Below are 20,962 nucleotides of genomic sequence, written 5' to 3' on the forward strand. Positions count from 1 at the left end.
TTTTAATCAGCAGCAAACCAGTCGTCAGCGCTTTCCCAGGTCTCTTGTAATATTTCGCTAATGCGGTCGCGATCTTCTTTGCTAGCCCCTAACACCGAAAGGTTATTAGCAGCAGCATAACGCACCTGAACGTGGTTAACATTTTCAGGATAATGTTGAGTAATACGGCGTGAGAGTTCGTTGGCAAGCGCATCAATCGCGCCTGGCGGCAGAGATGTGGTTTTGGCAATAGTGACTTCAATACGCATAACAGCCCCCTGTAGAACCCGTCATACTTCAAGTTGCCCCTTTGTTGGCTGCGTTCACTCACCCGAGTCACTTACCTATGTAAGCTCATCGGGATTCGTTCTCTTGCCGCCGCGATGCAACTGGAATTATTTAGGGTTAATAATATACTGGATATTTATACAGTCATATTGTTGGCTATGCAACAGGGGGCGTTAAAAGAATTATTTTTTAACTGACCAGCTCACATGTTCACCGGCCAGGAACGGCACAATGCTGTCGTCACTGGTTTCGATAATTTCAGGCATCTGAACCGGCGTGCGTACCAGTTCGATGGTTTCTTCATTCACAGGTAAACCATAGAAACGCGGGCCGTTGAGGGAGGTGAACGCCTCAAAGTGTTGCATCGCATTCATCTCTTCAAACACGGTTGCGTAAGCACCAAGGGCCGATGGCGCGTTAAAGCAGCCCGCACAGCCACAGCTTGCTTCTTTACGATGGCGCGCATGTGGTGCGGAGTCGGTGCCGAGGAACACACGGTCGCAACCGCTGGCAACCAGTTCACGTAAAGCTTCCTGGTGAATGCTGCGTTTCAAAATCGGCAGGCAGTACAGGTGAGGGCGCACACCGCCAACCAGCATATGGTTGCGGTTAAACATCAGGTGTTGCGGCGTGATGGTTGCGCCTAACAGGGAGTTACCTTCCTTCACATACTGTGCGGCGTCTTTGGTGGTGATGTGTTCAAACACCACTTTCAGTTCCGGCAGTTGTTGGCGCAGTGGTTCCATGACGGTTTCGATAAAGCGCGCTTCACGGTCAAAAATATCAATGTCTGCGTGAGTCACTTCACCGTGAATAAGCAGCGGCATGCCGATTTTTTGCATACGCTCAAGCACAGGTAAGATTGCGGCGGTGCTGGTCACGCCATGGCTTGAGTTGGTTGTTGCGTTTGCCGGGTAGAGTTTTGCTGCGGTAAAGACGCCTTCGTTAAACCCGCGTTCAACTTCATTCGGGTCCAGAGAGTCGGTCAGGTAGCAGGTCATCAAAGGCTCAAAACTATGCCCTTGTGGCACGGCTTCGAGAATACGCTGGCGATAAGCAATGGCGGCTTCAACCGTTGTCACTGGCGGCGCCAGGTTTGGCATCACAATCGCGCGACCATAAATTTCGCTGGTATAAGGCACCACCGTTTTTAACATATCACCATCACGAAGGTGAACATGCCAGTCGTCTGGGCGGCGAATTTTTAATACCTGAGGTAATACGGTCATGAAAGTGCTCCGGCGTAGGAAGGAAAAAACGGTGATTTATGCCGGGCACTAAGGATATGCGCAAACGTTTCGCTTTGCACCATTTTCGTTGAGATTTTCTTTGGGGAGGCGTGACCTCCCCAAAATATTGAGTGCTTACTCAGTGAAAGGAATAATGATTTCGCCCGGTTTTATTTCAATCCCTTTGGCATATTTCTTCGCCATTTTTTCACCCGCGCTATTGTCTTCGTTTAAAACATAAGCAGGCTGCTGGTTGAAATAATTACGCAGAGACTGGTTCAGATAAGGAATGATGGTCTGCACAATGGTCTGCATTTTTTCAGGCTCAACCGTTGCGTCTACCACTTCCATCTCTTGCAGATAGATAGCACCTTGCTCTTTGTTAAACGTCGGCAGGGCCTTAAGTTTCAGCTTGATGTTAGCTTTCTGGTTGCCAAACAGAGACGTCATATCCAGTTTGGCATCACCGGTCAGCGTGATTTTATTCGGTTCTTCACGGCCAATCGCACTGGCTAAATTAGTCAAAACAATATGGGCATCGGCAACGCCTGGCAGGCCAATGTCTTTAGAGAAGTTATTACGTTTGTGCAGCGCCTGGTTGATCTCCTGTTCGCTAACGGTGTACTGCGTTAGCTGGTTACAACCCACCACTAAACCGCTGAGCATCAAGGCTGCAGCTAATACTATTTTTTTCATGGATTTCCTTAACATGCTGCGTCGGTCACAGATCCTGACACAAAGTATCATGACGTACCAGCGCAAGCAGTGCTACAGGAAAAGGATGAAATATCCGTCATTATTCGCATTGCAGGTGTGTTGGCGCACTGAGTCACTGTGTTCCTGCAACGCGAATTATTCAGGGCGTTCGGACAAAATACTAAACAGCGTGGGATGACAGCAGATTGATTTGCGTCTGCTTGGCCATGTTATCGCGGTAGGCGGCAACACGACTCGGCCAGTCAATCCCGGCAACCAGTGTCAGGTTACGCAGCAGCGGGAAGAGGTGAATATCATCATCAGAAAGCTCACCGTTAACGGCATTCGGTTGTACGATAAGTTTATCGAGCTTACGTAAGTCATCGCTGATTTTTTTGGTCAGGCCCGGGGAATGCGTGAGGTGGTCGGCAAACGAGCCAATCATCGCCTCTTTCTTCTGCGTGAAGTAAGCCCTGGCCGCTGGGGTGGCAAACTCATCAAAAGGCGCTTTCGCGATACGCGGTAATAACAGTTGTTGGACATAGCTATTTACGTGGCGTAACCAGTCGCTGATAGCCGCGTTAGCCGCACCCGTCAGCAGAGGTTCACCATCAAGTTTGTCGACATAGTGCACGATATCCATGCTTTCAGGCAGGTAGCGACTGTCATCTTTTTGCAGGATTGGCGCCATTTTTTTGCCAATCATTTTCGTCGGGGTTGCTTCATCGTCGTTGAGTAAAACGACCAGTTCAACGGGGATATTCTTTAAGCCAAAAATCATGCGCGCTTTTAGGCAGAAAGGGCAGTGATCATAGATATAAAGCTTCATGTTACTCCTCCATATTGAGAGCCTGGCCCAAGGGTCTGTGGGGAAAGGCTCTTATTATCGGACAACATCCGTTAACTTTTGAGTATGGAGCAGAAAAGTGAGTGTCGCAAACTAGTTACCTGGCTCAAGCATTGAGGGCTCGATGGGTTTCGGGCTGAATTGCCACCACAAGGCGATAAGCGTGATGAAGCCAATAATCCCTAACATCACCCAGGGAAGTTCCGGCTGGTTGATGCTTTTCCCGGCGTCAAACAGCCAGCCGCCGCCGGCATAACCGAATGCACCGCCAATCGCCAGGCCCAAACGGCTGAATCCCATGTAACTGCCACGCGCACGGGAATCGGCGAGTGAAGCTCCCAGCGTTTCACGGGCCGGTTCAGCAATGATTGAACCGACATAAAACACGCAAATCAGGGTAAACAGTTGCTGGAGGTTGCCAGCCAGTCCCATCGGCAACATGGCAAGGGACATCAGGAACAAACCTGCCATCAGACGCTGCTCCAGGCGGAAGCGCTTTTCGCTCCAGCGGGCAATCGGGTAGAGCAGCGTTAATGAGAGTGCCGCTTCAATGGCATACATCCACTTCACCGCAGCAGGCGTCCCGGCAATTTCGTTGACCATAATCGGCAGCATCAACATCACCTGAACTGCCAGCATGTAATACCCGGCCAGCGTCAGCACATAGGTGACAAAACGTTTGTCGCGCAGCACGCGGCCCATCCCTTCACGCATTGGCGTGCGAATGGTAGACAGTTTATATGCAGGTAACAGCCAGGCATTGACGATGGCGCAAATCACAAACATCACCGCGCCCGCGCCGCACACCAGACGAAAATCATATTGCAGCAACCAACTGCCGAGCAGCGCACCAATGACGGCGCCGGCGCTGTCTTGCATCATCAAAATAGAGAAGAAACGGCCACGTTGATGTGGGCGCACCAGTTTTACCACCAGGGCTGCGCGCGGCGGGTCGAACAACGTGCCGCCGATACCGGAAATAAAACATGATAACCACAGCACCCAGGGTTCGTGGGCGATGCCCATAAGTGCAAACCCGACGGCGCGCAACAGCATTCCGGTGACAATCATTGGCTTGGCGCCCAGTCGGTCAGCGATGGCTCCGCCAAAAATCCCCAGCCCTTGTTGAGTGAGTTGCCGCAGGCCCAGCGCGATACCGACCATTAACGCCGCCCAACCCATTTGGTCGACAAAGCGAATGGAAATAAGAGGGAAAACCACGAAGAAGCCTAATACAACTAACATGTTATCGAGCAATAAGAAGTATTTACCCAGGCTCCTGGCCTGCGCGACCCGTGACATCTCCCCTCCAGGGAACTTAAAAGTGTGACAAGTCTCTATTCTCCACTGCTCTCAGGTTTTTTGACAGGGAGGCATGCGACAATATTTTTTTATCAATCCGGTGCTTTGATTGAACGCATTAATCGAAAAAAGTATGAGCTGATGAAAAATCTGCATGTTGTTGTTTTCCTTCCGCCGCAAGGGGCAGGTATAGTAATTACGTTGGCTCAGAAAAACGTGGGATGTGAGGAGTAGGGTGAACATGTTTGGCTACCGCAGTAACGTGCCGAAAGTGCGCTTAGTAACAGACCGCCTGGTGGTGCGTCTGGTGTATGAACGCGATGCCTGGCGCCTGGCAGATTATTACGCCGAGAACCGCCAGTTCCTGAAACCCTGGGAGCCGATTCGTGATGACAGCCATTGCTACCCGTCTGGTTGGCAGGCGCGGCTGGGTATGATTGGTGAAATGCATAAGACCGGCAGTGCTTATTACTTTGCGCTGCTCGACCCGGAAGAGAAAGAGATCCTTGGCGTCGCCAATTTCTCCAATGTGGTGCGCGGATCATTCCATGCCTGCTATCTGGGCTACTCCCTTGGCGAAAAATGGCAGGGGCAGGGGTTGATGTTTGAAGCGCTGACCACGGCAATCCGTTATATGCAGCGTAGCCAGCATATCCATCGCATCATGGCGAACTACATGCCGCATAACCAGCGTAGCGGTGACCTTCTCGCGCGCCTTGGTTTTGAAAAAGAAGGCTATGCCAAAGAGTATTTATTGATTGATGGTGTCTGGCGGGATCATGTTTTGACCGCGCTGACCACCAAAGAATGGATCCCTGGCCGTTAAGGACGAAAAATGAAATATCAGTTAACTGCGGTTGAAGCGCGAGTGGTGGGTAGTCTGATGGAAAAACAGGTGACCACACCCGAACAATACCCTATGTCGGTCAACGGTGTCGTGACGGCGTGCAATCAGAAAACCAACCGCGAACCGGTGATGGATCTGAAAGAGTATGACGTTCAGGAAACGCTGGATTTGCTGGTCAAACGCCACTTTTTGCGTACCGTCAGCGGCTTTGGCAATCGGGTGACTAAATACGAACAACGTTTCTGCAATTCTGAGTTTGGCGATCTTAAACTTTCGGCGGCCGAAGTTGCGGTGGTTACCGCGTTGCTGCTGCGTGGGGCGCAAACGCCAGGCGAATTGCGGACGCGTTCCGGAAGAATGTTTGAGTTCAGCGATATGGCGCAGGTAGAAGCGACGCTGGAAAATCTTGCCAATCGCGAAGATGGCCCGTTTGTGGTGCGCTTACCACGTGAACCTGGCAAACGTGAAAGCCGCTATATGCATCTTTTCAGCGGCGATGTTGATGCGTCGCAGGTTGCAGCATCAGCATCAGAAAGCAGCATTGCCCCTGCTGGTGATTTAACGGCGCGTGTCGAACAGCTCGAAAATGAAGTTGCCGATCTTAAGCAGCGCCTGGATTCACTGCTCGCTCATCTCGGAGATTAATTGATGACTAAACTTCGCGTAGGTGTTGTCGGTTTAGGGGGCATTGCCCAAAAAGCATGGTTGCCTGTTTTGGGTGCTTCCAGCGACTGGACGCTTCAGGGGGCGTTTTCCCCAACACAGGTGAAAGCGCAGAAAGTCTGTGATACCTGGCGTATCCCCTATATTCCTTCTATTGCTGAACTGGCGGCGCAGTGTGATGCCGTGTTTGTTCACAGCGCGACCAGCAGCCATTACGCCGTAGTCAGCGAGTTATTGCAGGCAGGCGTCAATGTGTGTGTCGATAAACCGCTGGCTGAAAATCTGGCCGACGCTGAACGTTTAGTGGAAATGGCTCATCGTAACAAACGGACGTTGATGGTCGGCTTTAACCGCCGCTTTTCCCCGTTGTATCAGGACTTGAAAGCGAAACTGGCCAATGGTGCCTCGGTGCGTATGGACAAACACCGTGCCGATAGCGTCGGGCCAAACGATCTGCGTTTTACGTTGCTTGATGATTATCTGCATGTGGTTGATACCGCACTGTGGCTGGGTGGCGGCGAAGCGCAATTACAAAGCGGCACGTTGTTGACTAACGACCAGGGCCAAATGTTATTTGCTGAGCATCACTTTGCCAGTGGCAACCTACAAATTACCACCAGCATGCATCGCCGTGCCGGTAGCCAGCGCGAATGGGTGCAGGGCGTGACTGACGGCGGTTTATACGACGTGACTGATATGCGCGAATGGCGCGAAGAGTGTGGCAGTGGTGTGGTTAATCGCCCCATTCCAGGCTGGCAAACCACACTCGAACAGCGTGGTTTTGTCGGTTGTGCGCGTCATTTTCTTGATTGTGTGGCAAATCAGACAGTTCCTGAAACCGCAGGTGAGCAGGCATTGATGGCCCAGCGCGTGGTTGAGAAATTGTGGCGCGAAGCCATGAGCGAATAACGCGGTAACATCTGATAGTAGTAATTCGGCTGGGTATCGGTAGACTAAGCGCCTGAACGAAATGCCCCTTAACAACGCCTGCCTTGCAGGCGTTGATGTTTGTGGAACCATATAATAAATGAATCTATTAAAATCGCTGGCCGCCGTCAGCTCGATGACGATGTTTTCTCGCGTGCTCGGATTTGCACGTGATGCCATTGTGGCAAGGGTTTTTGGGGCAGGAATGGCGACGGATGCCTTTTTTGTGGCATTTAAATTACCGAACCTTTTGCGCCGTATTTTCGCTGAAGGTGCTTTCTCGCAGGCGTTTGTCCCGATTCTTGCTGAATACAAAAGTAAGCAGGGTGAAGATGCGACTCGCGTATTTGTCTCGTATGTTTCCGGTCTGCTGACGCTTGCGCTGGCGGTTGTCACCGTCATTGGGATGATTGCGGCACCCTGGGTGATTCTGGTTACCGCACCGGGTTTTGCCGATACCGCTGATAAATTCGCGCTGACTTCCAGTCTGCTGCGGATAACATTCCCGTATATTTTCCTGATTTCGCTGGCCTCGCTATGTGGAGCGATTCTGAATACCTGGAACCGTTTCTCTGTTCCGGCGTTTGCCCCGACATTCTTAAACCTCAGCATGATTGGCTTTGCGTTGTTTGCCGCACCGCATTTTAACCCGCCGATTCTGGCGTTGGCCTGGGCGGTAACCGTTGGCGGCGTGTTGCAGCTGGCGTATCAATTACCGCATCTGAAAAAGATTGGCATGCTGGTTTTACCGCGCGTGAACCTGAAAGATGCAGGGGCGATGCGGGTGATCAAGCAGATGGGGCCGGCGATTCTTGGTGTGTCCGTCAGTCAGATCTCATTAATCATCAACACCATTTTTGCCTCATTCCTCGCTTCCGGTTCAGTTTCCTGGATGTACTACGCCGACCGTCTGATGGAGTTCCCATCCGGGGTGCTTGGTGTTGCGCTGGGGACAATTTTGCTGCCATCACTGGCAAAAAGTTTCGCCAGTGGTAATCATGACGAATATTCGCGCCTGATGGACTGGGGGTTGCGTTTATGTTTCCTGCTGGCGCTGCCAAGTGCCGTGGCGTTGGGTATTCTCGCAAAACCGCTCACTGTTTCCCTGTTCCAGTACGGTAAGTTCACCGCTTTCGATGCGCTCATGACGCAACGTGCGCTGGTGGCTTATTCGGTCGGGTTGATGGGACTGATTGTGGTGAAGGTGTTGGCTCCCGGTTTCTATTCGCGCCAGGACATTAAAACCCCGGTTAAAATCGCCATCGTGACGCTAATTTTGACTCAGGTTATGAACCTTGCGTTTATTGGCCCGCTCAAGCATGCCGGGCTTTCGCTGTCCATTGGCCTCGGGGCTTGCCTGAATGCCAGCCTGCTATACTGGCAATTGCGTAAACAGGACATTTTCCAGCCGCAAGCGGGTTGGGGCGCATTCCTCTGGCGTTTGTTTGCGGGCGTGATTGTGATGGCGGCGGTGTTGGTTGGCATGATGCACATTATGCCGGCCTGGGATCTGGGAACCATGCCGTATCGTATACTGCGCTTAATGGCCGTAGTTGCGGCGGGTATCGCGGCTTACTTCGCAACACTCACGGTCCTCGGTTTCAGAGTGAAAGATTTTGCCCGACGCACTCTGTAGCGAGATGGCAATTTATCGTGCCGACATGTGCCAAAGACATAGTCGGCACGCGCATTCTGCATTAAACTGCGCGCTGCAAAATTTGACTTATTGAATGATTAATTAGGCGGTAATAGCGATGCACGGGACAATCACAACCTGGTTTGAAGATAAAGGTTTCGGTTTTATCAAAGATGAAAACGGTGACAATCGTTATTTTCATGTGATTAAGGTCGCCAACCCTGAACTGATTAAGAAAGATGCTTCAGTCACTTTCGAGCCAACGACGAACAACAAAGGCCTGTCGGCATTTTCTGTGAAGGTTGAACCAGACAGCAAGTACATTTATATCGCAGGCGAGCGCATGAAAATCACCTCGATTAAATCCTTCCTGGTTTACAGCGAAGAAGTGCCTGCCGAAACCAAGATTGATAAAGAGAATGCGGTGCTGTCTGTGGGCGCATTGATGAATAGCATTCGTCCGAAGGTTGACCCGAAACAGGGTCAGATGCGTACCTTGAAAAAGCTGGCAGTGACCACGTTCCAGGGCACGACGTTAATCTTTTCGGAAGATGAGATTGATGTAGAAGCGACAATGAAGATTCTGAAGGGTCTTTAACGCGTTACCAGGGCGGTGCTTTGAAACCGCCCTTATTCTTTCTGATTTAAAATTGTATCTGACTTAAATCGTAATCTTCTTTCCGCCACGACTCACCGTCGTCGCTTGCCCGTCAGCACCGTATAGATTCGGTTCCTGATGCGGCTTGAGTACCGCTAGCGCTTGTTCATTACGCGCTAACTGATCCTCTAATAACCAACCGTTATGCTGGTTGATATCACGTAAATGCTGCGTTTTCTGCGTAATCGTCTGCCAACGCTGGCTAATATCCGTGCTGCCTGTATTTTCAACTTTTTGTGCGTCACGGCGAAGCTGTTCGAGATAATCCAGCGTCGCAAGTAGCGAGCTTTTATCTTCAGTAATGCGCTGCAACGCACTGCCATTAACATGGCCTGCGGATAATTGTTGCTGCTCGGCGTCCATCACCTCTTTAAGAGAGTTGAGCACCACAGTCATTTGATCCATCACTTCTAACAGACGATTCATGCAATTAATTACTCGAGATAGAGCTTTGAGCTTCCTGGATTAACGCATCGGCGATTTTGCCGGTATCCATTTTAAGCTCACCGTTGCGGATCGCCGTTTTGAGTGCTTCAACGCGTTCCATATTAATATCACCGCTGCCCGGCTGAATTAACTTAGCCTGCGCGTCGCTGAGTGTCACATTGGTGCTGTTTGGGGTCGTGCTTTTTTCCAGACGGCTCTTTTGAATCGGAGCTTCTGGCGTTTCACGCGGTTGTACGGTACTCACCGGCTTTAAAGGAGAAGTGCGATCAATGCTCATTATTTTATCCTCATCGAGGGGGCTCGCAGCATTTGAGCCTGCCAATATCTATCATCTGTTAACACACTATCGGCAGTTGCCGCAGATTCTTTATAGCCTTCTTAATCGCCAGTTGAATATTATAAGCTAATCAGAATATTCCCATCAACGTCGACTGTTCCGCTCACTACTTGACCAGAATCCATTCGCACCCGAGCATTCTGCGCAACAGCCGCATTGTTGAGTGCTTTGCCTTCACTGTTGACACTAAAACCTTCGCCTGCCGCAACCACCTGTACCCGCTGCCCGGCTTTGACTCGCCATGACTGGCGCACCATTGACAGCATAATGGGCTGGCCAGGAGCGATATCGCGCAGTGTGACCGCATCGTTTGCCTGGCGGATATCCAACATGGCGCGCGGAGGGAGTTGATCCAGCCGCCCGCGCTTAAGTTGTACCTGACTTTCATTCATCACGCTGCCACGCGGTAGCGCCTGTGCTGCAACCACGTAATTCCCTGTCGCCTGCACTTCAGCCTGAATAAAGCGTTTGTCATTCCCGCATCGCGCTAACACGCTCACGGTTCCCCACAGGCGACCATTACCCGGCATAGAAAAATCGGGAAGTGGGCAGGAGGGTAATTGCGCATCGGGGGTTTTCACCTTTACCGCTACTTCATCGCTTATTCCCGCCAGACGCTGCTGAAAAAACTGGCTCAAAGGTGCATCCAGAATACTGGCGAATGCCGGTTGGCATGCCAGTAAAAGCGCAATCGTGCTCCAGGTTTTCAGGCCGTTCATGACGTCTCTCCTTGTTCAGGTTGCAGTGATTTTAACCGCACACGGAATTGATCAAGGCGACAAATAGCGACGCATTTTGTGTCTATTCCAACGATAACGCACGCGTAAGGGGCTTTAAGCTGTCGGACAAATCCTAATTATGCGGAGGGAACATGCTAGACAAACTGGATGCCGCGCTGCGATTTCAGCAAGAAGCGATAAATTTGCGCGCCCAGCGTCAGGAGATTCTGGCAGCGAATATCGCCAATGCCGATACCCCAGGCTATCAGGCTCGCGATATAGATTTTGCCAGTGAAATGAAAAAAGTGATGGACCGAGGACGCGTTGAAGGCAGCGGCGTATCGCTTGCTCTTACCTCTTCGCGCCATATTCCGGCACAAACTCAAACTGTCCCACAGCTTGATCTCCTCTACCGCATTCCTGACCAGCCATCCATGGATGGCAACACCGTCGACATGGACCGCGAACGTACACAATTTGCCGATAACAGCCTGAAATACCAGTCAGATCTGACGGTTCTCGGCGGCCAAATCAAGGGCATGATGTCTGTGCTGCAACAGGGTGGCTAATCAATGGCTTTACTGAATATTTTTGATATTGCTGGTTCAGCGATGGCCGCGCAGTCCAAGCGTATGAACGTGGCGGCGAGTAACCTGGCAAACGCCGATAGTGCAACCGGGCCCGACGGCCAACCGTATCGCGCCAAGCAGGTGGTATTCGAAGTCGATGCCGCCCCAGGTGCGGAAACCGGCGGTGTGAAAGTTACTGGCGTGCAGGAAAGCCAGGAGCCTGACAAGTTGGTATTCCAGCCGGGCAACCCGCTGGCGGATGCCAAAGGTTACGTGAAAATGCCAAATGTGGATGTGGTGGGTGAGATGGTCAATAGCATGTCTGCATCACGCAGCTACCAGGCCAACGTGGAAGTCCTCAACACCGTGAAAAGCATGATGTTGAAAACCCTGACTCTTGGTCAATAAGGAGTGATTGATGGGCATCGCCGTTAATATGAATGACACCACGACCAGTGGTATCAGTGCAACATCGGGTAACAGTAGCCTGACCGGTAGCAGCAGCGCCGACCTTCAGAGTAGCTTCCTGACGCTGCTGGTTGCGCAGCTGAAAAACCAGGACCCGACTAACCCTCTGCAAAATAACGAACTGACCACCCAACTGGCGCAAATCAGTACCGTGAGCGGTATTGAGAAGCTTAATACGACGCTGGGTTCGGTTTCCGGGCAGTTAACCAATAACCAGTCTGTTCAGTCGAGTGCCTTGATTGGTCATGGTGTGATGATCCCAGGCTCTAAAATTCTGGCAGGCAAAGAGGCGACCACGCCGTTTGGTGTTGAGTTGCAGCAGGCCGCCGATAAAGTCACCGCAACTATCACGGATAACACCGGCAAAGTGGTGCGCACACTGGATATTGGTGCACTCACCGCAGGCGTTCATACCTTCACATGGGACGGCACGACGACGGACGGCACAACGGCACCAGACGGGGCTTACAACGTTGCCATCAGTGCCTCTAATGGCGGGACACAACTGGTTGCTCAGCCGCTTAATTTTGCGATGGTCAACGGTGTGACACTCAGTAACGGCAAGACCTTGCTCGACCTCGGTACTTACGGCACCTCCACTCTCGACGACATCAGGCAGATTATTTAAGCCTTCAACCCTTTGCAGGAGTAAGACATGGCCTTTTCTCAAGCGGTCAGCGGCCTGAATGCCGCCGCGACCAACCTGGACGTGATTGGTAACAACATTGCCAACTCAGCCACCTACGGTTTTAAATCCGGCAGCGTTTCTTTCGCTGATATGTTCGCAGGCTCAAAAGTGGGCCTGGGCGTTAAAGTTGCAGGCGTCACTCAGGACTTTAACGATGGCACCACCACCAACACGGGTCGTGGTCTGGATGTCGCGATTAGCCAGAATGGTTTCTTCCGTATGGTAGACACTAACGGTTCGGTCTTTTACAGCCGTAACGGCCAGTTCACCTTAGATGCCAACCGTAACCTGGTGAACATGCAGGGGATGCAACTGACGGGTTATCCGGCAGCTGGCACGCCGCCAACTATTCAGCAGGGTGCCAACCCAACCGGACTTTCCGTCCCGAATACATTGATGGCGGCAAAAACCACCACCACCGCATCTATGCAGGTCAACCTGAACTCGACGGACGCAACGCCTGCAAAATCTCCGTTTAGTGCGACCGATTCTGATACCTACAACAAGAAAGGTTCTATCACTGTCTTTGACAGCCAGGGTAACGCCCACGATATGAACGTGTTCTTTGTGAAATCGTCAACGGCGAATACCTGGGATGTGTACACCCAGGACAGCAGTGTGGCAGGCAGCCCGGTAACACCAGGGGCATCAATGGTGTTTAGCCCAAATGGTACGCTGACTTCGGGTGGCACCAATAAGCTGACGACCGGCGCAATCAATGGTGCGACTCCCGCGACATTTGATCTCAGCTTCCTGAACTCCATGCAACAAAACACCGGCTCCAACAACATCGTTGCTGCGAATCAGAATGGTTATAAGCCAGGCGATTTGGTGAGCTACCAGATTAACGATGACGGCACCATTGTCGGTAACTACTCCAACGAGCAGACCCAATTGTTAGGCCAGATTGTGCTGTCTAACTTTGCCAACCCGGAAGGTTTGTCTTCTGAAGGGAACAACGTGTGGTCGGCGACTAACTCCTCAGGCGTTGCGCTGTTAGGTACCGCGGGTTCAGGCAACTTCGGCACGCTGACTAACGGGGCTCTCGAGTCTTCGAACGTTGATCTGAGTAAAGAACTGGTCAACATGATTGTTGCGCAGCGTAACTACCAGTCCAACGCGCAAACCATCAAAACTCAGGACCAGATCCTCAACACCCTGGTTAACCTGCGCTAAGCACTGACGGGAAAGCTTAATGGATCACGCAATTTATACCGCCATGGGTGCGGCCAGTCAGACGCTAAATCAACAAGCGGTGACCGCCAGCAACCTGGCCAACGCTTCAACACCTGGCTTTCGCGCACAGCTTACCGCGTTGCGTGCCGTGCCGGTGGAAGGGCTTTCTTTGCCGACGCGCACTCTGGTGACCGCTTCAACACCGGGTGTGGATATGTCGCAAGGGCAGCTTGATTACACCCAACGCCCGCTCGATGTTGCGCTGCAACAAGACGGCTGGCTGGCGGTACAAAGTGCAGATGGTACTGAAGCTTATACCCGTAACGGCAATATGCAGGTGAGTCCTGCCGGGCAACTGACCATCGGCGGGCAACCGGTGATGGGTGAAGGTGGCCCGATTGCCGTGCCTCAGGGCGCGCAGATAACTATCGCGGCGGATGGCACGATTTCCGCCCTGAATGCGGGCGACCAGCCTAATACCGTGGCACCGATTGGCCGCCTGAAACTGGTGAAAGCGACAGGTCTGGAAGTGGTGCGTGGTGACGACGGGTTTTTCCGTTTGAGCCCAGCCGCACAGGCTACGCGCGGCGCGACCTTGCAAGCTGACGCCAGCATCTCTTTGATGCCAGGCGTGCTGGAAGGCAGCAACGTGAAACCCGTAGAAGCAATGGCCGACATGATTTCCAACGCCCGTCGTTTTGAAATGCAGATGAAGATTATTTCAAGCGTTGATGAAAACGAACAGCGTGCCAATCAGCTGTTGTCGATGACGTGATAATCAGCCGCGAAACTAACAGGAATTCAAAATGATCAGTTCTTTATGGATCGCAAAAACTGGCCTTGATGCCCAGCAAACCAACATGGATGTGATTGCCAACAACCTGGCAAACGTCTCCACCAATGGTTTTAAGCGTCAACGCGCGGTGTTTGAAGATCTTCTTTATCAAACAATTCGCCAGCCTGGTGCGCAATCGTCTGAACAGACGACGCTGCCATCCGGTTTGCAGATTGGTACGGGTGTACGTCCGGTCGCGACCGAACGCCTGCACAGCCAGGGCAACCTGTCGCAGACCAACAACAGCAAAGACGTTGCGATTAAAGGCCAGGGTTTTTTCCAGGTGCAATTGCCGGATGGCACCAGCGCCTATACCCGTGACGGCTCATTCCAGGTGGACCAGAACGGTCAACTGGTGACGGCGGGTGGTTTCCAGGTTCAGCCTGCGATCACTATCCCGGCGAATGCTCTGACGATTACCGTGGGCCGCGATGGCATTGTGAGTGTGACTCAGCAGGGGCAGGCGCAGCCGGTTCAGGTTGGGCAGCTCAACCTGACCACCTTTATGAATGACACGGGTCTGGAAAGCCTGGGCGAGAACTTGTATGCCGAAACCCAGTCGTCCGGTACGCCAAACGAAAGCACCCCAGGGCTTAACGGCGCGGGGCTTTTGTACCAGGGGTATGTTGAAACCTCTAACGTAAACGTGGCTGAAGAACTGGTGAATATGATCCAGGTTCAGCGCGCCTACGAAATCAACAGTAAAGCTGTTTCTACGACCGACCAGATGCTGCAAAAGTTGACGCAACTGTAAGGCGGTTGCCGGTGTGATTTTTCGCGCCGGCATCCAATCGCGTAATGAACTGAAGATGAAAGCAATGCAAAACCCAATGGTTCTCCGTCCTATCGTGATGTGTCTGGTGCTCGCCACAACTGGCTGCGCGCTGATACCAACTAAACCGCTGGTTGAAGGGGCAACAACGGCCCAACCAGTGCCTGGCCCTGCGCCAGTAGTCAATGGTTCTATTTTCCAGACAGCACAACCGGTGAACTACGGGTATCAACCCCTGTTTGAAGACCGCCGTCCACGTAACGTTGGCGACACGCTGACGATTGTGCTTCAGGAAAATGTCAGCGCCAGCAAAAGCTCGTCGGCTAATGCCAGTCGTGATGGCAAAACAAACTTTGGCTTTGACGTCACGCCGCGTTATCTCGAAGGCTTGTTCGGTAACAACCGTGCTGACGTAGACGCTTCAGGCGGCAACAGTTTCAACGGCAAAGGTGGGGCAAATGCCAGTAACACCTTTAGCGGTACGTTAACCGTGACGGTGGATCAGGTGCTGGCAAACGGCAACCTGCACGTCGTGGGTGAAAAACAGATTGCCATTAATCAGGGCACCGAATTTATTCGTTTCTCAGGTGTGGTGAATCCTCGCACGATCAGTGGCTCCAATACCGTGCCGTCCACACAAGTGGCGGATGCGCGCATCGAATATGTCGGTAACGGCTATATCAATGAAGCGCAGAACATGGGCTGGTTGCAACGCTTCTTCCTTAATTTATCGCCGATGTAAGCGAGGGGTAACATGGCCAAATATTTATTCGGACTGCTGATGCTGGTGGCAACCTTTGCGCAAGCTGACCGTATCCGCGACCTGACCACGGTTCAGGGTGTGCGTGAGAACTCCCTGATTGGTTATGGTCTGGTGGTTGGCCTGGATGGCACGGGCGACCAGACCACACAAACGCCGTTTACCACTCAGACACTGAACAACATGCTGTCACAGTTGGGGATAACCGTTCCAGCGGGCACCAACATGCAGCTGAAGAACGTGGCAGCCGTTATGGTGACGGCGAAATACCCGGCGTTTGCACGCTCCGGGCAAAATATTGATGTGGTGGTTTCATCAATGGGTAATGCCAAGAGCTTGCGTGGCGGCACATTGTTGATGACACCGCTGAAAGGTGCCGATAGCCAGGTTTATGCGCTGGCTCAGGGTAATATTCTGGTGGGCGGTGCTGGAGCTTCTGCCGGCGGCAGCAGCGTTCAGGTTAACCAGCTCAACGGCGGGCGCATCACTGACGGTGCGGTTATCGAACGTGAATTACCGGGCACGTTTGGCTCCGGCAATATGATCAGCCTGCAACTCAACAACGACGATTTCACGCTGGCACAGCAAATCACCGACACCATCAACCGCTCGCGAGGGTTTGGCAGTGCTTCGGCGTTAGACGCCCGTACTATCCAGATTCGTGTGCCAACCGGTAACAGTTCGCAAGTTCGTTTGCTGGCAGATATCCAGAACCTGGAGGTCAACCTGCCCGCGCAGGATGCCAAAGTTATTATTAACTCGCGTACCGGTTCGGTGGTCATGAACCAGGAAGTGACGCTCAATACCTGTGCTGTGGCGCAGGGTAACCTGTCTGTGACGGTAAACCGCTCGGCGCAGGTGAGTCAGCCCGATACGCCATTCGGTGGCGGTCAAACTGTAGTGACGCCGCAAACGCAAATCGACCTGCGTCAGAACGGCGGTGCACTGCAACGGGTTAACGCCAGCGCGAATCTGAATAACGTGGTTCGTGCACTGAATACCTTAGGTGCTTCACCAATGGAATTGATGTCGATTCTGCAATCAATGCAAACCGCCGGGTGTTTACGTGCCAAAGTGGAAATCATCTGATGCTTAACGATACCCAGTCACTGGCGAATGCTGCGTGGGATGCTAACTCTCTTAACGAGCTAAAAGCGAAAACCGGGCAAGATCCTAAGGGCAACATGAAGTCGGTTGCCCGCCAGGTGGAGGGGATGTTCGTGCAGATGATGCTGAAAAGCATGCGTGAAGCGCTGCCAAAAGATGGCTTGTTTAGCAGCGAGCAGACGCGCATGTACACCAGCATCTATGACCAGCAAATCGCCCAGCAGCTCAGTTCCAAAGGGCTTGGGCTCGCCGATATGATGGTCGAGCAGATGGGCGGCAACGCTGACCCATCGGAAGATGCAGGCAAAGTGCCGATGAAGTTTGACCTACAAACCGTGACCACTTTCCAGAACCAGACCTTAACGCAAATGGTGCGCCAGGCGATTCCAAAAGTACCTTCTAACGAAGAGCCGCTTACGGGTGACAGTAAAGACTTCCTGGCGCAGCTTTCATTACCGGCAAGGCTTGCCAGTGAACAGAGCGGCATTCCTCATCACCTGATTCTGGCGCAGGCCGCGCTGGAGTCAGGCTGGGGGCAGCGCCAAATTCTGACTGAAAAAGGTGAGCCAAGTTTTAACTTGTTTGGCGTTAAAGCGTCGGGAAGTTGGAAAGGCCCGACGACGGAAATCACCACTACCGAATATGAAAACGGTGAAGCGAAGAAGGTGAAAGCTAAATTCCGAGTCTATAGCTCCTATCTCGAAGCGCTTTCTGACTACGTCGGCTTACTGACGCGCAACCCGCGATACGCCGCCGTAACCAATGCCAATACCGCAGAGCAGGGCGCACAAGCCTTGCAGAACGCGGGTTATGCGACTGACCCTAACTATGCTCGCAAGCTGACGGGCATGATTCAGCAGATGAAAGCGATGGGCGAGAAAGTGGCAAAAGCTTATAGCAATGACTTATCCAATTTATTCTGAAGCTCATCATACTTCGAGCCGCAGGTGCGTTGGCTGCACTCACAAACCCCAGTCACTTACTTTATGTAAGCTCCTGAGGATTATGCGGCCCATCCATGGGCCTTACCCCTTTGGGGACGCTGCAAGCAGCGTTCAAATTTGTTCCAGACAAATTTGTTGCTCCCTTGCCGCCTTCCTGCAACTCGAATTATTTAGAGCTAACACCTCAAGTGTTGCCAGACGCTGCCGATACTTATCAACAGGAATCGTGATTAACGCGCTAAGGAAATTTCATGTCCAGTAGCCTGATTAACAGTGCCATGAGTGGCCTGGGTGCTGCCCAGGCGGCACTGAATACTGTCAGTAACAACATTTCTAACTACAACGTCTCAGGCTATACCCGCCAGACTACCGTGTTGGCTCAGTCGAAAAGTACGCTTGGCGCAGGTGGTTGGATTGGTAATGGCGTGCAAGTCAGCGGTGTGCAACGTGAATATGATGCGTTCATCACTAACCAACTGCGCGCGGCACAAACGCAAAGCAGTGGTCTGAGTACTCAGTATCAGCAGATGTCCAAGATTGACAATATGCTGTCGGGCAGCACCAATACGCTGGCAACCACGATGCAGAGCTTCTTCACCGGCCTGCAAACGCTGGTCAGTAACTCTGAAGACCCGGCTGCGCGCCAGGCGCTGCTTGGCAATGCCAACGGTCTGGTAAACCAGTTTAAGGTGACCGATCAGTATCTGCGCGATCAGGATAAGCAGGTGAATACCAGCATCCAAAGCAGCGTGGAACAAATCAATAATTATGCCAGCCAGATTGCGAACCTGAACAATCAGATTTCACGTCTGACCGGCGTGGGTGCGGGTGCCGCACCTAACGATTTGCTCGACCAACGTGACCAGTTGGTGAGCCAGTTGAACCAGATTGTGGGTGTCGAAGTTAGCGTTCAGGACGGCGGCACATATAACGTGTCCATCGCGAACGGCTTAAACCTGGTGCAGGGTGATAAAGCCAATAAACTGGCGGCAGTGGCTTCCAGCGCTGACCCTTCACGTACCACTGTTGCGTATGTTGACCCTGTTTCAGGCACCACTGAAATCCCAGAAAACCAGCTCAATAGCGGCTCGCTGGGCGGCGTGTTGACCTTCCGTTCTCAGGATTTAGACAGCGCCCGCAATCGTCTTGGGCAATTGGCTCTGGCATTTTCTGATGCGATTAACCAGCAACATAGTAAAGGTATCGATGCCAATGGTGCGGTAGGCAAAGATTTCTTTGATTACGGCGGCCCGTCAGTATTAAGCAACAGTAAAAACGCCTCACAATTGACAACGCTGACTGCAAAAGTGACTGACAGCAAGGCGGTACAGTCCAGCGATTACAAAATTGCTTTTAATGATCCTGACTGGCAAATCACGCGTTTATCGGACAACAAGACATTCTCAGCAACCGCTGACGATGATGGCAGTGGCAACAAAAGTTTGAGTTTCGACGGGCTAAAAGTCGACATCAGCGGTACGCCTGCAACGAAGAATGACAGTTTCATTGTTAAGCCGGTTTCAGACGTTGTCGTGAATATGAAAGTCTTAATTAGCGACGAAAGCGAGTTGGCATTAGCGGCCAATCCTTCGGGGGGCGATAGCGACAACCGTAATGCTCAGGCGCTGTTGGATTTGCAGAGCAGTAAAGTCGTCAACGGCAACAAATCGTTTAACGATGCGTATGCCAGCCTGGTGAGTGATGTGGGTAACAAAACCAGCACCCTGAAAGTCACCAGTACCACACAAGATAGCGTGGTCACGCAGTTGAGTAACCAACAGCAATCCATCTCTGGCGTCAACCTTGACGAAGAGTACGGTAACTTGCAGCGTTTCCAACAATATTACCTGGCGAATGCTCAGGTACTCCAGACGGCATCAACATTGTTTGATGCGTTACTGTCCATCCGTTAATTAAGGAATCTGGCGTATGCGTATCAGTACCGCAATGATGTACCAGCAGAATATGCGTGGCGTGACCAACGCGCAAAGTGAGTGGCTGCGTTACGGCGAGCAAATGTCGACCGGCAAACGTGTCACCAAACCTTCTGATGACCCGATTGCCGCATCGCAAGCCGTCGTCTTGTCTCAGGCTCAGGCACAAAACAGCCAGTATGCGCTGGCGCGTACCTTTGCCACGCAAAAAGTGTCGCTGGAAGAAAACGTGCTGGGGCAGGTGACGACAGCCATTCAGTCTGCGCAGGAAAAAATCGTTAACGCCGGTAACGGTACGTTAAGCGATGACGACCGCGCATCACTGGCAACCGATCTGGAAGGTATTCGCAATCAAATCCTCAACCTTGCCAATAGTACTGATGGCAACGGGCGCTATATTTTTGCGGGCTATAAAACGGACTCAGCACCGTTTAGCGGTGGGGCCAATAGCATTACGTATACAGGCGGTGATACCGCGGTGACTCAGTCGGTTGATGCTTCGCGCACCATGACGATTGGCCACACGGGTACGCAAGTCTTCAACTCACTGACCAGCAATGCGGTGCCGGAGCCAGCAGGTACGGGTGATTCCGAAACCAATTTGTTCAACATGCTTGATTCTGCTATTGAAACCTTGAGGAAACCCGCTCAAGACCTGGATGATGCAGGTAAACAAGTTTTAAGCGATGCGATTGATAAAACCAACCGTGGGCTGAAAAACTCACTTAACAACGTGTTGACGGTGCGTGCGGAGCTTGGCACACAGCTTAATGAGTTGGATAAACTTGATGAGTTAGGAAGCGACCGTGCGTTGGGACAGTCTCAGCAAATGAGTGACCTGGTTGATGTTGACTGGAACTCAGCAATCTCTTCCTATGTGATGCAACAGGCAGCCCTTCAGGCTTCATATAAAGCGTTCAGCGATATGCAGGGAATGTCCCTGTTCCAGCTGAATAAGTAAAGTTTCACCAATTTAGGCGTGCTATGGCACGCTTTATCTGCCCACTTCATCACCCCGAAGTGGGCTTTTTTTTGCCTGAAAATGGGGGGTGTTGGTGCTAAGCGATTGGGAGAAGAGGCTGATTGCTGGTGTCGGTCAGATTAGTGGTGATAAACAGAAATAAAAAAGCCGAC

Annotated in this window: 24 protein-coding genes; 16 read left to right on the forward strand and 8 right to left on the reverse strand. The window is 52.0% G+C overall.

Annotated features, from left to right (window positions below):
• Nucleotides 1-2 precede the first annotated feature (2 nt).
• The 5 genes from dinI to mdtH form a co-directional block, all read right to left on the reverse strand.
• Nucleotides 3-248 (reverse strand): DNA damage-inducible protein I, encoded by a 246-nt coding sequence (gene dinI / locus M975_RS04750; protein ID WP_064557727.1) that lies wholly within the window; start codon nt 246-248, stop codon nt 3-5.
• Nucleotides 249-449: 201 nt separating this feature from the next.
• On the reverse strand, nt 450-1,496 hold the full coding sequence (pyrC, locus tag M975_RS04755; RefSeq protein WP_064557728.1) for a dihydroorotase: 1,047 nt from the start codon (nt 1,494-1,496) through the stop codon (nt 450-452).
• Between the two features lie 135 nt (nt 1,497-1,631).
• Nucleotides 1,632-2,192: a lipoprotein gene (locus tag M975_RS04760; protein ID WP_064557729.1), complete on the reverse strand. Its 561-nt coding sequence runs from the start codon at nt 2,190-2,192 to the stop codon at nt 1,632-1,634.
• A gap of 181 nt (nt 2,193-2,373) precedes the next feature.
• A complete protein-coding gene (gene grxB, locus M975_RS04765) occupies nt 2,374-3,021 on the reverse strand; it encodes a glutaredoxin 2 (protein ID WP_064557730.1) in 648 nt (215 codons plus the stop codon).
• A gap of 111 nt (nt 3,022-3,132) precedes the next feature.
• On the reverse strand, nt 3,133-4,341 hold the full coding sequence (mdtH, locus tag M975_RS04770) for a multidrug efflux MFS transporter MdtH (RefSeq protein ID WP_064557731.1): 1,209 nt from the start codon (nt 4,339-4,341) through the stop codon (nt 3,133-3,135).
• 241 nt (nt 4,342-4,582) lie between these two features.
• Here mdtH and rimJ point away from each other — a divergent pair, with 241 nt between their 5' ends.
• The 5 genes from rimJ to M975_RS04795 all read left to right on the forward strand — a co-directional run bounded on the left by rimJ (nt 4,583) and on the right by M975_RS04795 (nt 9,012).
• On the forward strand, nt 4,583-5,167 hold the full coding sequence (gene rimJ, locus M975_RS04775; protein WP_064557732.1) for a ribosomal protein S5-alanine N-acetyltransferase: 585 nt from the start codon (nt 4,583-4,585) through the stop codon (nt 5,165-5,167).
• 9 nt (nt 5,168-5,176) lie between these two features.
• The gene (locus M975_RS04780) at nt 5,177-5,833 is read left to right on the forward strand and encodes a YceH family protein (protein ID WP_064557733.1); all 657 of its coding nucleotides are present in this window, start codon (nt 5,177-5,179) and stop codon (nt 5,831-5,833) included.
• A 3-nt stretch (nt 5,834-5,836) separates the two neighbouring features.
• Nucleotides 5,837-6,760 carry a Gfo/Idh/MocA family protein gene (locus tag M975_RS04785; protein ID WP_064557734.1) on the forward strand — a complete coding sequence of 308 codons (924 nt, stop codon included), beginning with the start codon at nt 5,837-5,839 and terminating at the stop codon, nt 6,758-6,760.
• Nucleotides 6,761-6,878: 118 nt separating this feature from the next.
• Nucleotides 6,879-8,414 carry a murein biosynthesis integral membrane protein MurJ gene (gene murJ, locus M975_RS04790; RefSeq protein ID WP_064557735.1) on the forward strand — a complete coding sequence of 512 codons (1,536 nt, stop codon included), beginning with the start codon at nt 6,879-6,881 and terminating at the stop codon, nt 8,412-8,414.
• 112 nt (nt 8,415-8,526) lie between these two features.
• Complete coding sequence (locus tag M975_RS04795; RefSeq protein ID WP_064517874.1) at nt 8,527-9,012, forward strand: cold shock domain-containing protein; 486 nt, start codon at nt 8,527-8,529, stop codon at nt 9,010-9,012.
• A gap of 63 nt (nt 9,013-9,075) precedes the next feature.
• Here the strand turns inward: M975_RS04795 and flgN are convergent, their stop codons facing one another.
• The 3 genes from flgN to flgA all read right to left on the reverse strand — a co-directional run bounded on the left by flgN (nt 9,076) and on the right by flgA (nt 10,575).
• Nucleotides 9,076-9,498: a flagella biosynthesis chaperone FlgN gene (gene flgN / locus M975_RS04800; RefSeq protein WP_064557736.1), complete on the reverse strand. Its 423-nt coding sequence runs from the start codon at nt 9,496-9,498 to the stop codon at nt 9,076-9,078.
• A gap of 4 nt (nt 9,499-9,502) precedes the next feature.
• Nucleotides 9,503-9,796 carry a flagellar biosynthesis anti-sigma factor FlgM gene (flgM, locus tag M975_RS04805; protein ID WP_064557737.1) on the reverse strand — a complete coding sequence of 98 codons (294 nt, stop codon included), beginning with the start codon at nt 9,794-9,796 and terminating at the stop codon, nt 9,503-9,505.
• A 119-nt stretch (nt 9,797-9,915) separates the two neighbouring features.
• Nucleotides 9,916-10,575: a flagellar basal body P-ring formation chaperone FlgA gene (gene flgA / locus M975_RS04810; protein WP_064557738.1), complete on the reverse strand. Its 660-nt coding sequence runs from the start codon at nt 10,573-10,575 to the stop codon at nt 9,916-9,918.
• Nucleotides 10,576-10,727: 152 nt separating this feature from the next.
• On the opposite strand from flgA, the gene flgB reads away from it, so the two are divergent.
• The 11 genes from flgB to flgL all read left to right on the forward strand — a co-directional run bounded on the left by flgB (nt 10,728) and on the right by flgL (nt 20,789).
• A complete protein-coding gene (flgB, locus tag M975_RS04815) occupies nt 10,728-11,144 on the forward strand; it encodes a flagellar basal body rod protein FlgB (RefSeq protein WP_064557739.1) in 417 nt (138 codons plus the stop codon).
• A 3-nt stretch (nt 11,145-11,147) separates the two neighbouring features.
• Nucleotides 11,148-11,552, forward strand: coding sequence for a flagellar basal body rod protein FlgC (flgC, locus tag M975_RS04820; RefSeq protein ID WP_064557740.1), 405 nt, complete (start codon nt 11,148-11,150; stop codon nt 11,550-11,552).
• A 10-nt stretch (nt 11,553-11,562) separates the two neighbouring features.
• A complete protein-coding gene (flgD, locus tag M975_RS04825; RefSeq protein ID WP_064557741.1) occupies nt 11,563-12,240 on the forward strand; it encodes a flagellar hook assembly protein FlgD in 678 nt (225 codons plus the stop codon).
• Nucleotides 12,241-12,267: 27 nt separating this feature from the next.
• Nucleotides 12,268-13,476: a flagellar hook protein FlgE gene (gene flgE, locus M975_RS04830; protein WP_064557742.1), complete on the forward strand. Its 1,209-nt coding sequence runs from the start codon at nt 12,268-12,270 to the stop codon at nt 13,474-13,476.
• 19 nt (nt 13,477-13,495) lie between these two features.
• Nucleotides 13,496-14,251 carry a flagellar basal body rod protein FlgF gene (locus M975_RS04835; RefSeq protein ID WP_064557743.1) on the forward strand — a complete coding sequence of 252 codons (756 nt, stop codon included), beginning with the start codon at nt 13,496-13,498 and terminating at the stop codon, nt 14,249-14,251.
• Nucleotides 14,252-14,282: 31 nt separating this feature from the next.
• Nucleotides 14,283-15,065 (forward strand): flagellar basal-body rod protein FlgG, encoded by a 783-nt coding sequence (flgG, locus tag M975_RS04840; protein WP_064517889.1) that lies wholly within the window; start codon nt 14,283-14,285, stop codon nt 15,063-15,065.
• 64 nt (nt 15,066-15,129) lie between these two features.
• On the forward strand, nt 15,130-15,825 hold the full coding sequence (gene flgH, locus M975_RS04845; protein ID WP_157093330.1) for a flagellar basal body L-ring protein FlgH: 696 nt from the start codon (nt 15,130-15,132) through the stop codon (nt 15,823-15,825).
• A gap of 12 nt (nt 15,826-15,837) precedes the next feature.
• The gene (locus tag M975_RS04850; RefSeq protein ID WP_064557744.1) at nt 15,838-16,932 is read left to right on the forward strand and encodes a flagellar basal body P-ring protein FlgI; all 1,095 of its coding nucleotides are present in this window, start codon (nt 15,838-15,840) and stop codon (nt 16,930-16,932) included.
• Entirely contained in the window at nt 16,932-17,873 is a 942-nt protein-coding gene (flgJ, locus tag M975_RS04855; protein WP_064557745.1) for a flagellar assembly peptidoglycan hydrolase FlgJ, read from the forward strand. The genes M975_RS04850 and flgJ overlap by 1 nt, the downstream gene beginning before the upstream one ends.
• A gap of 272 nt (nt 17,874-18,145) precedes the next feature.
• Nucleotides 18,146-19,807: a flagellar hook-associated protein FlgK gene (flgK, locus tag M975_RS04860; RefSeq protein ID WP_064557746.1), complete on the forward strand. Its 1,662-nt coding sequence runs from the start codon at nt 18,146-18,148 to the stop codon at nt 19,805-19,807.
• 16 nt (nt 19,808-19,823) lie between these two features.
• Complete coding sequence (flgL, locus tag M975_RS04865; protein WP_064557747.1) at nt 19,824-20,789, forward strand: flagellar hook-associated protein FlgL; 966 nt, start codon at nt 19,824-19,826, stop codon at nt 20,787-20,789.
• Nucleotides 20,790-20,962 lie beyond the last annotated feature (173 nt).

Origin of the sequence: Buttiauxella brennerae ATCC 51605 (genome assembly GCF_001654925.1) — a bacterium.
GTDB lineage: Bacteria > Pseudomonadota > Gammaproteobacteria > Enterobacterales > Enterobacteriaceae > Buttiauxella > Buttiauxella brennerae.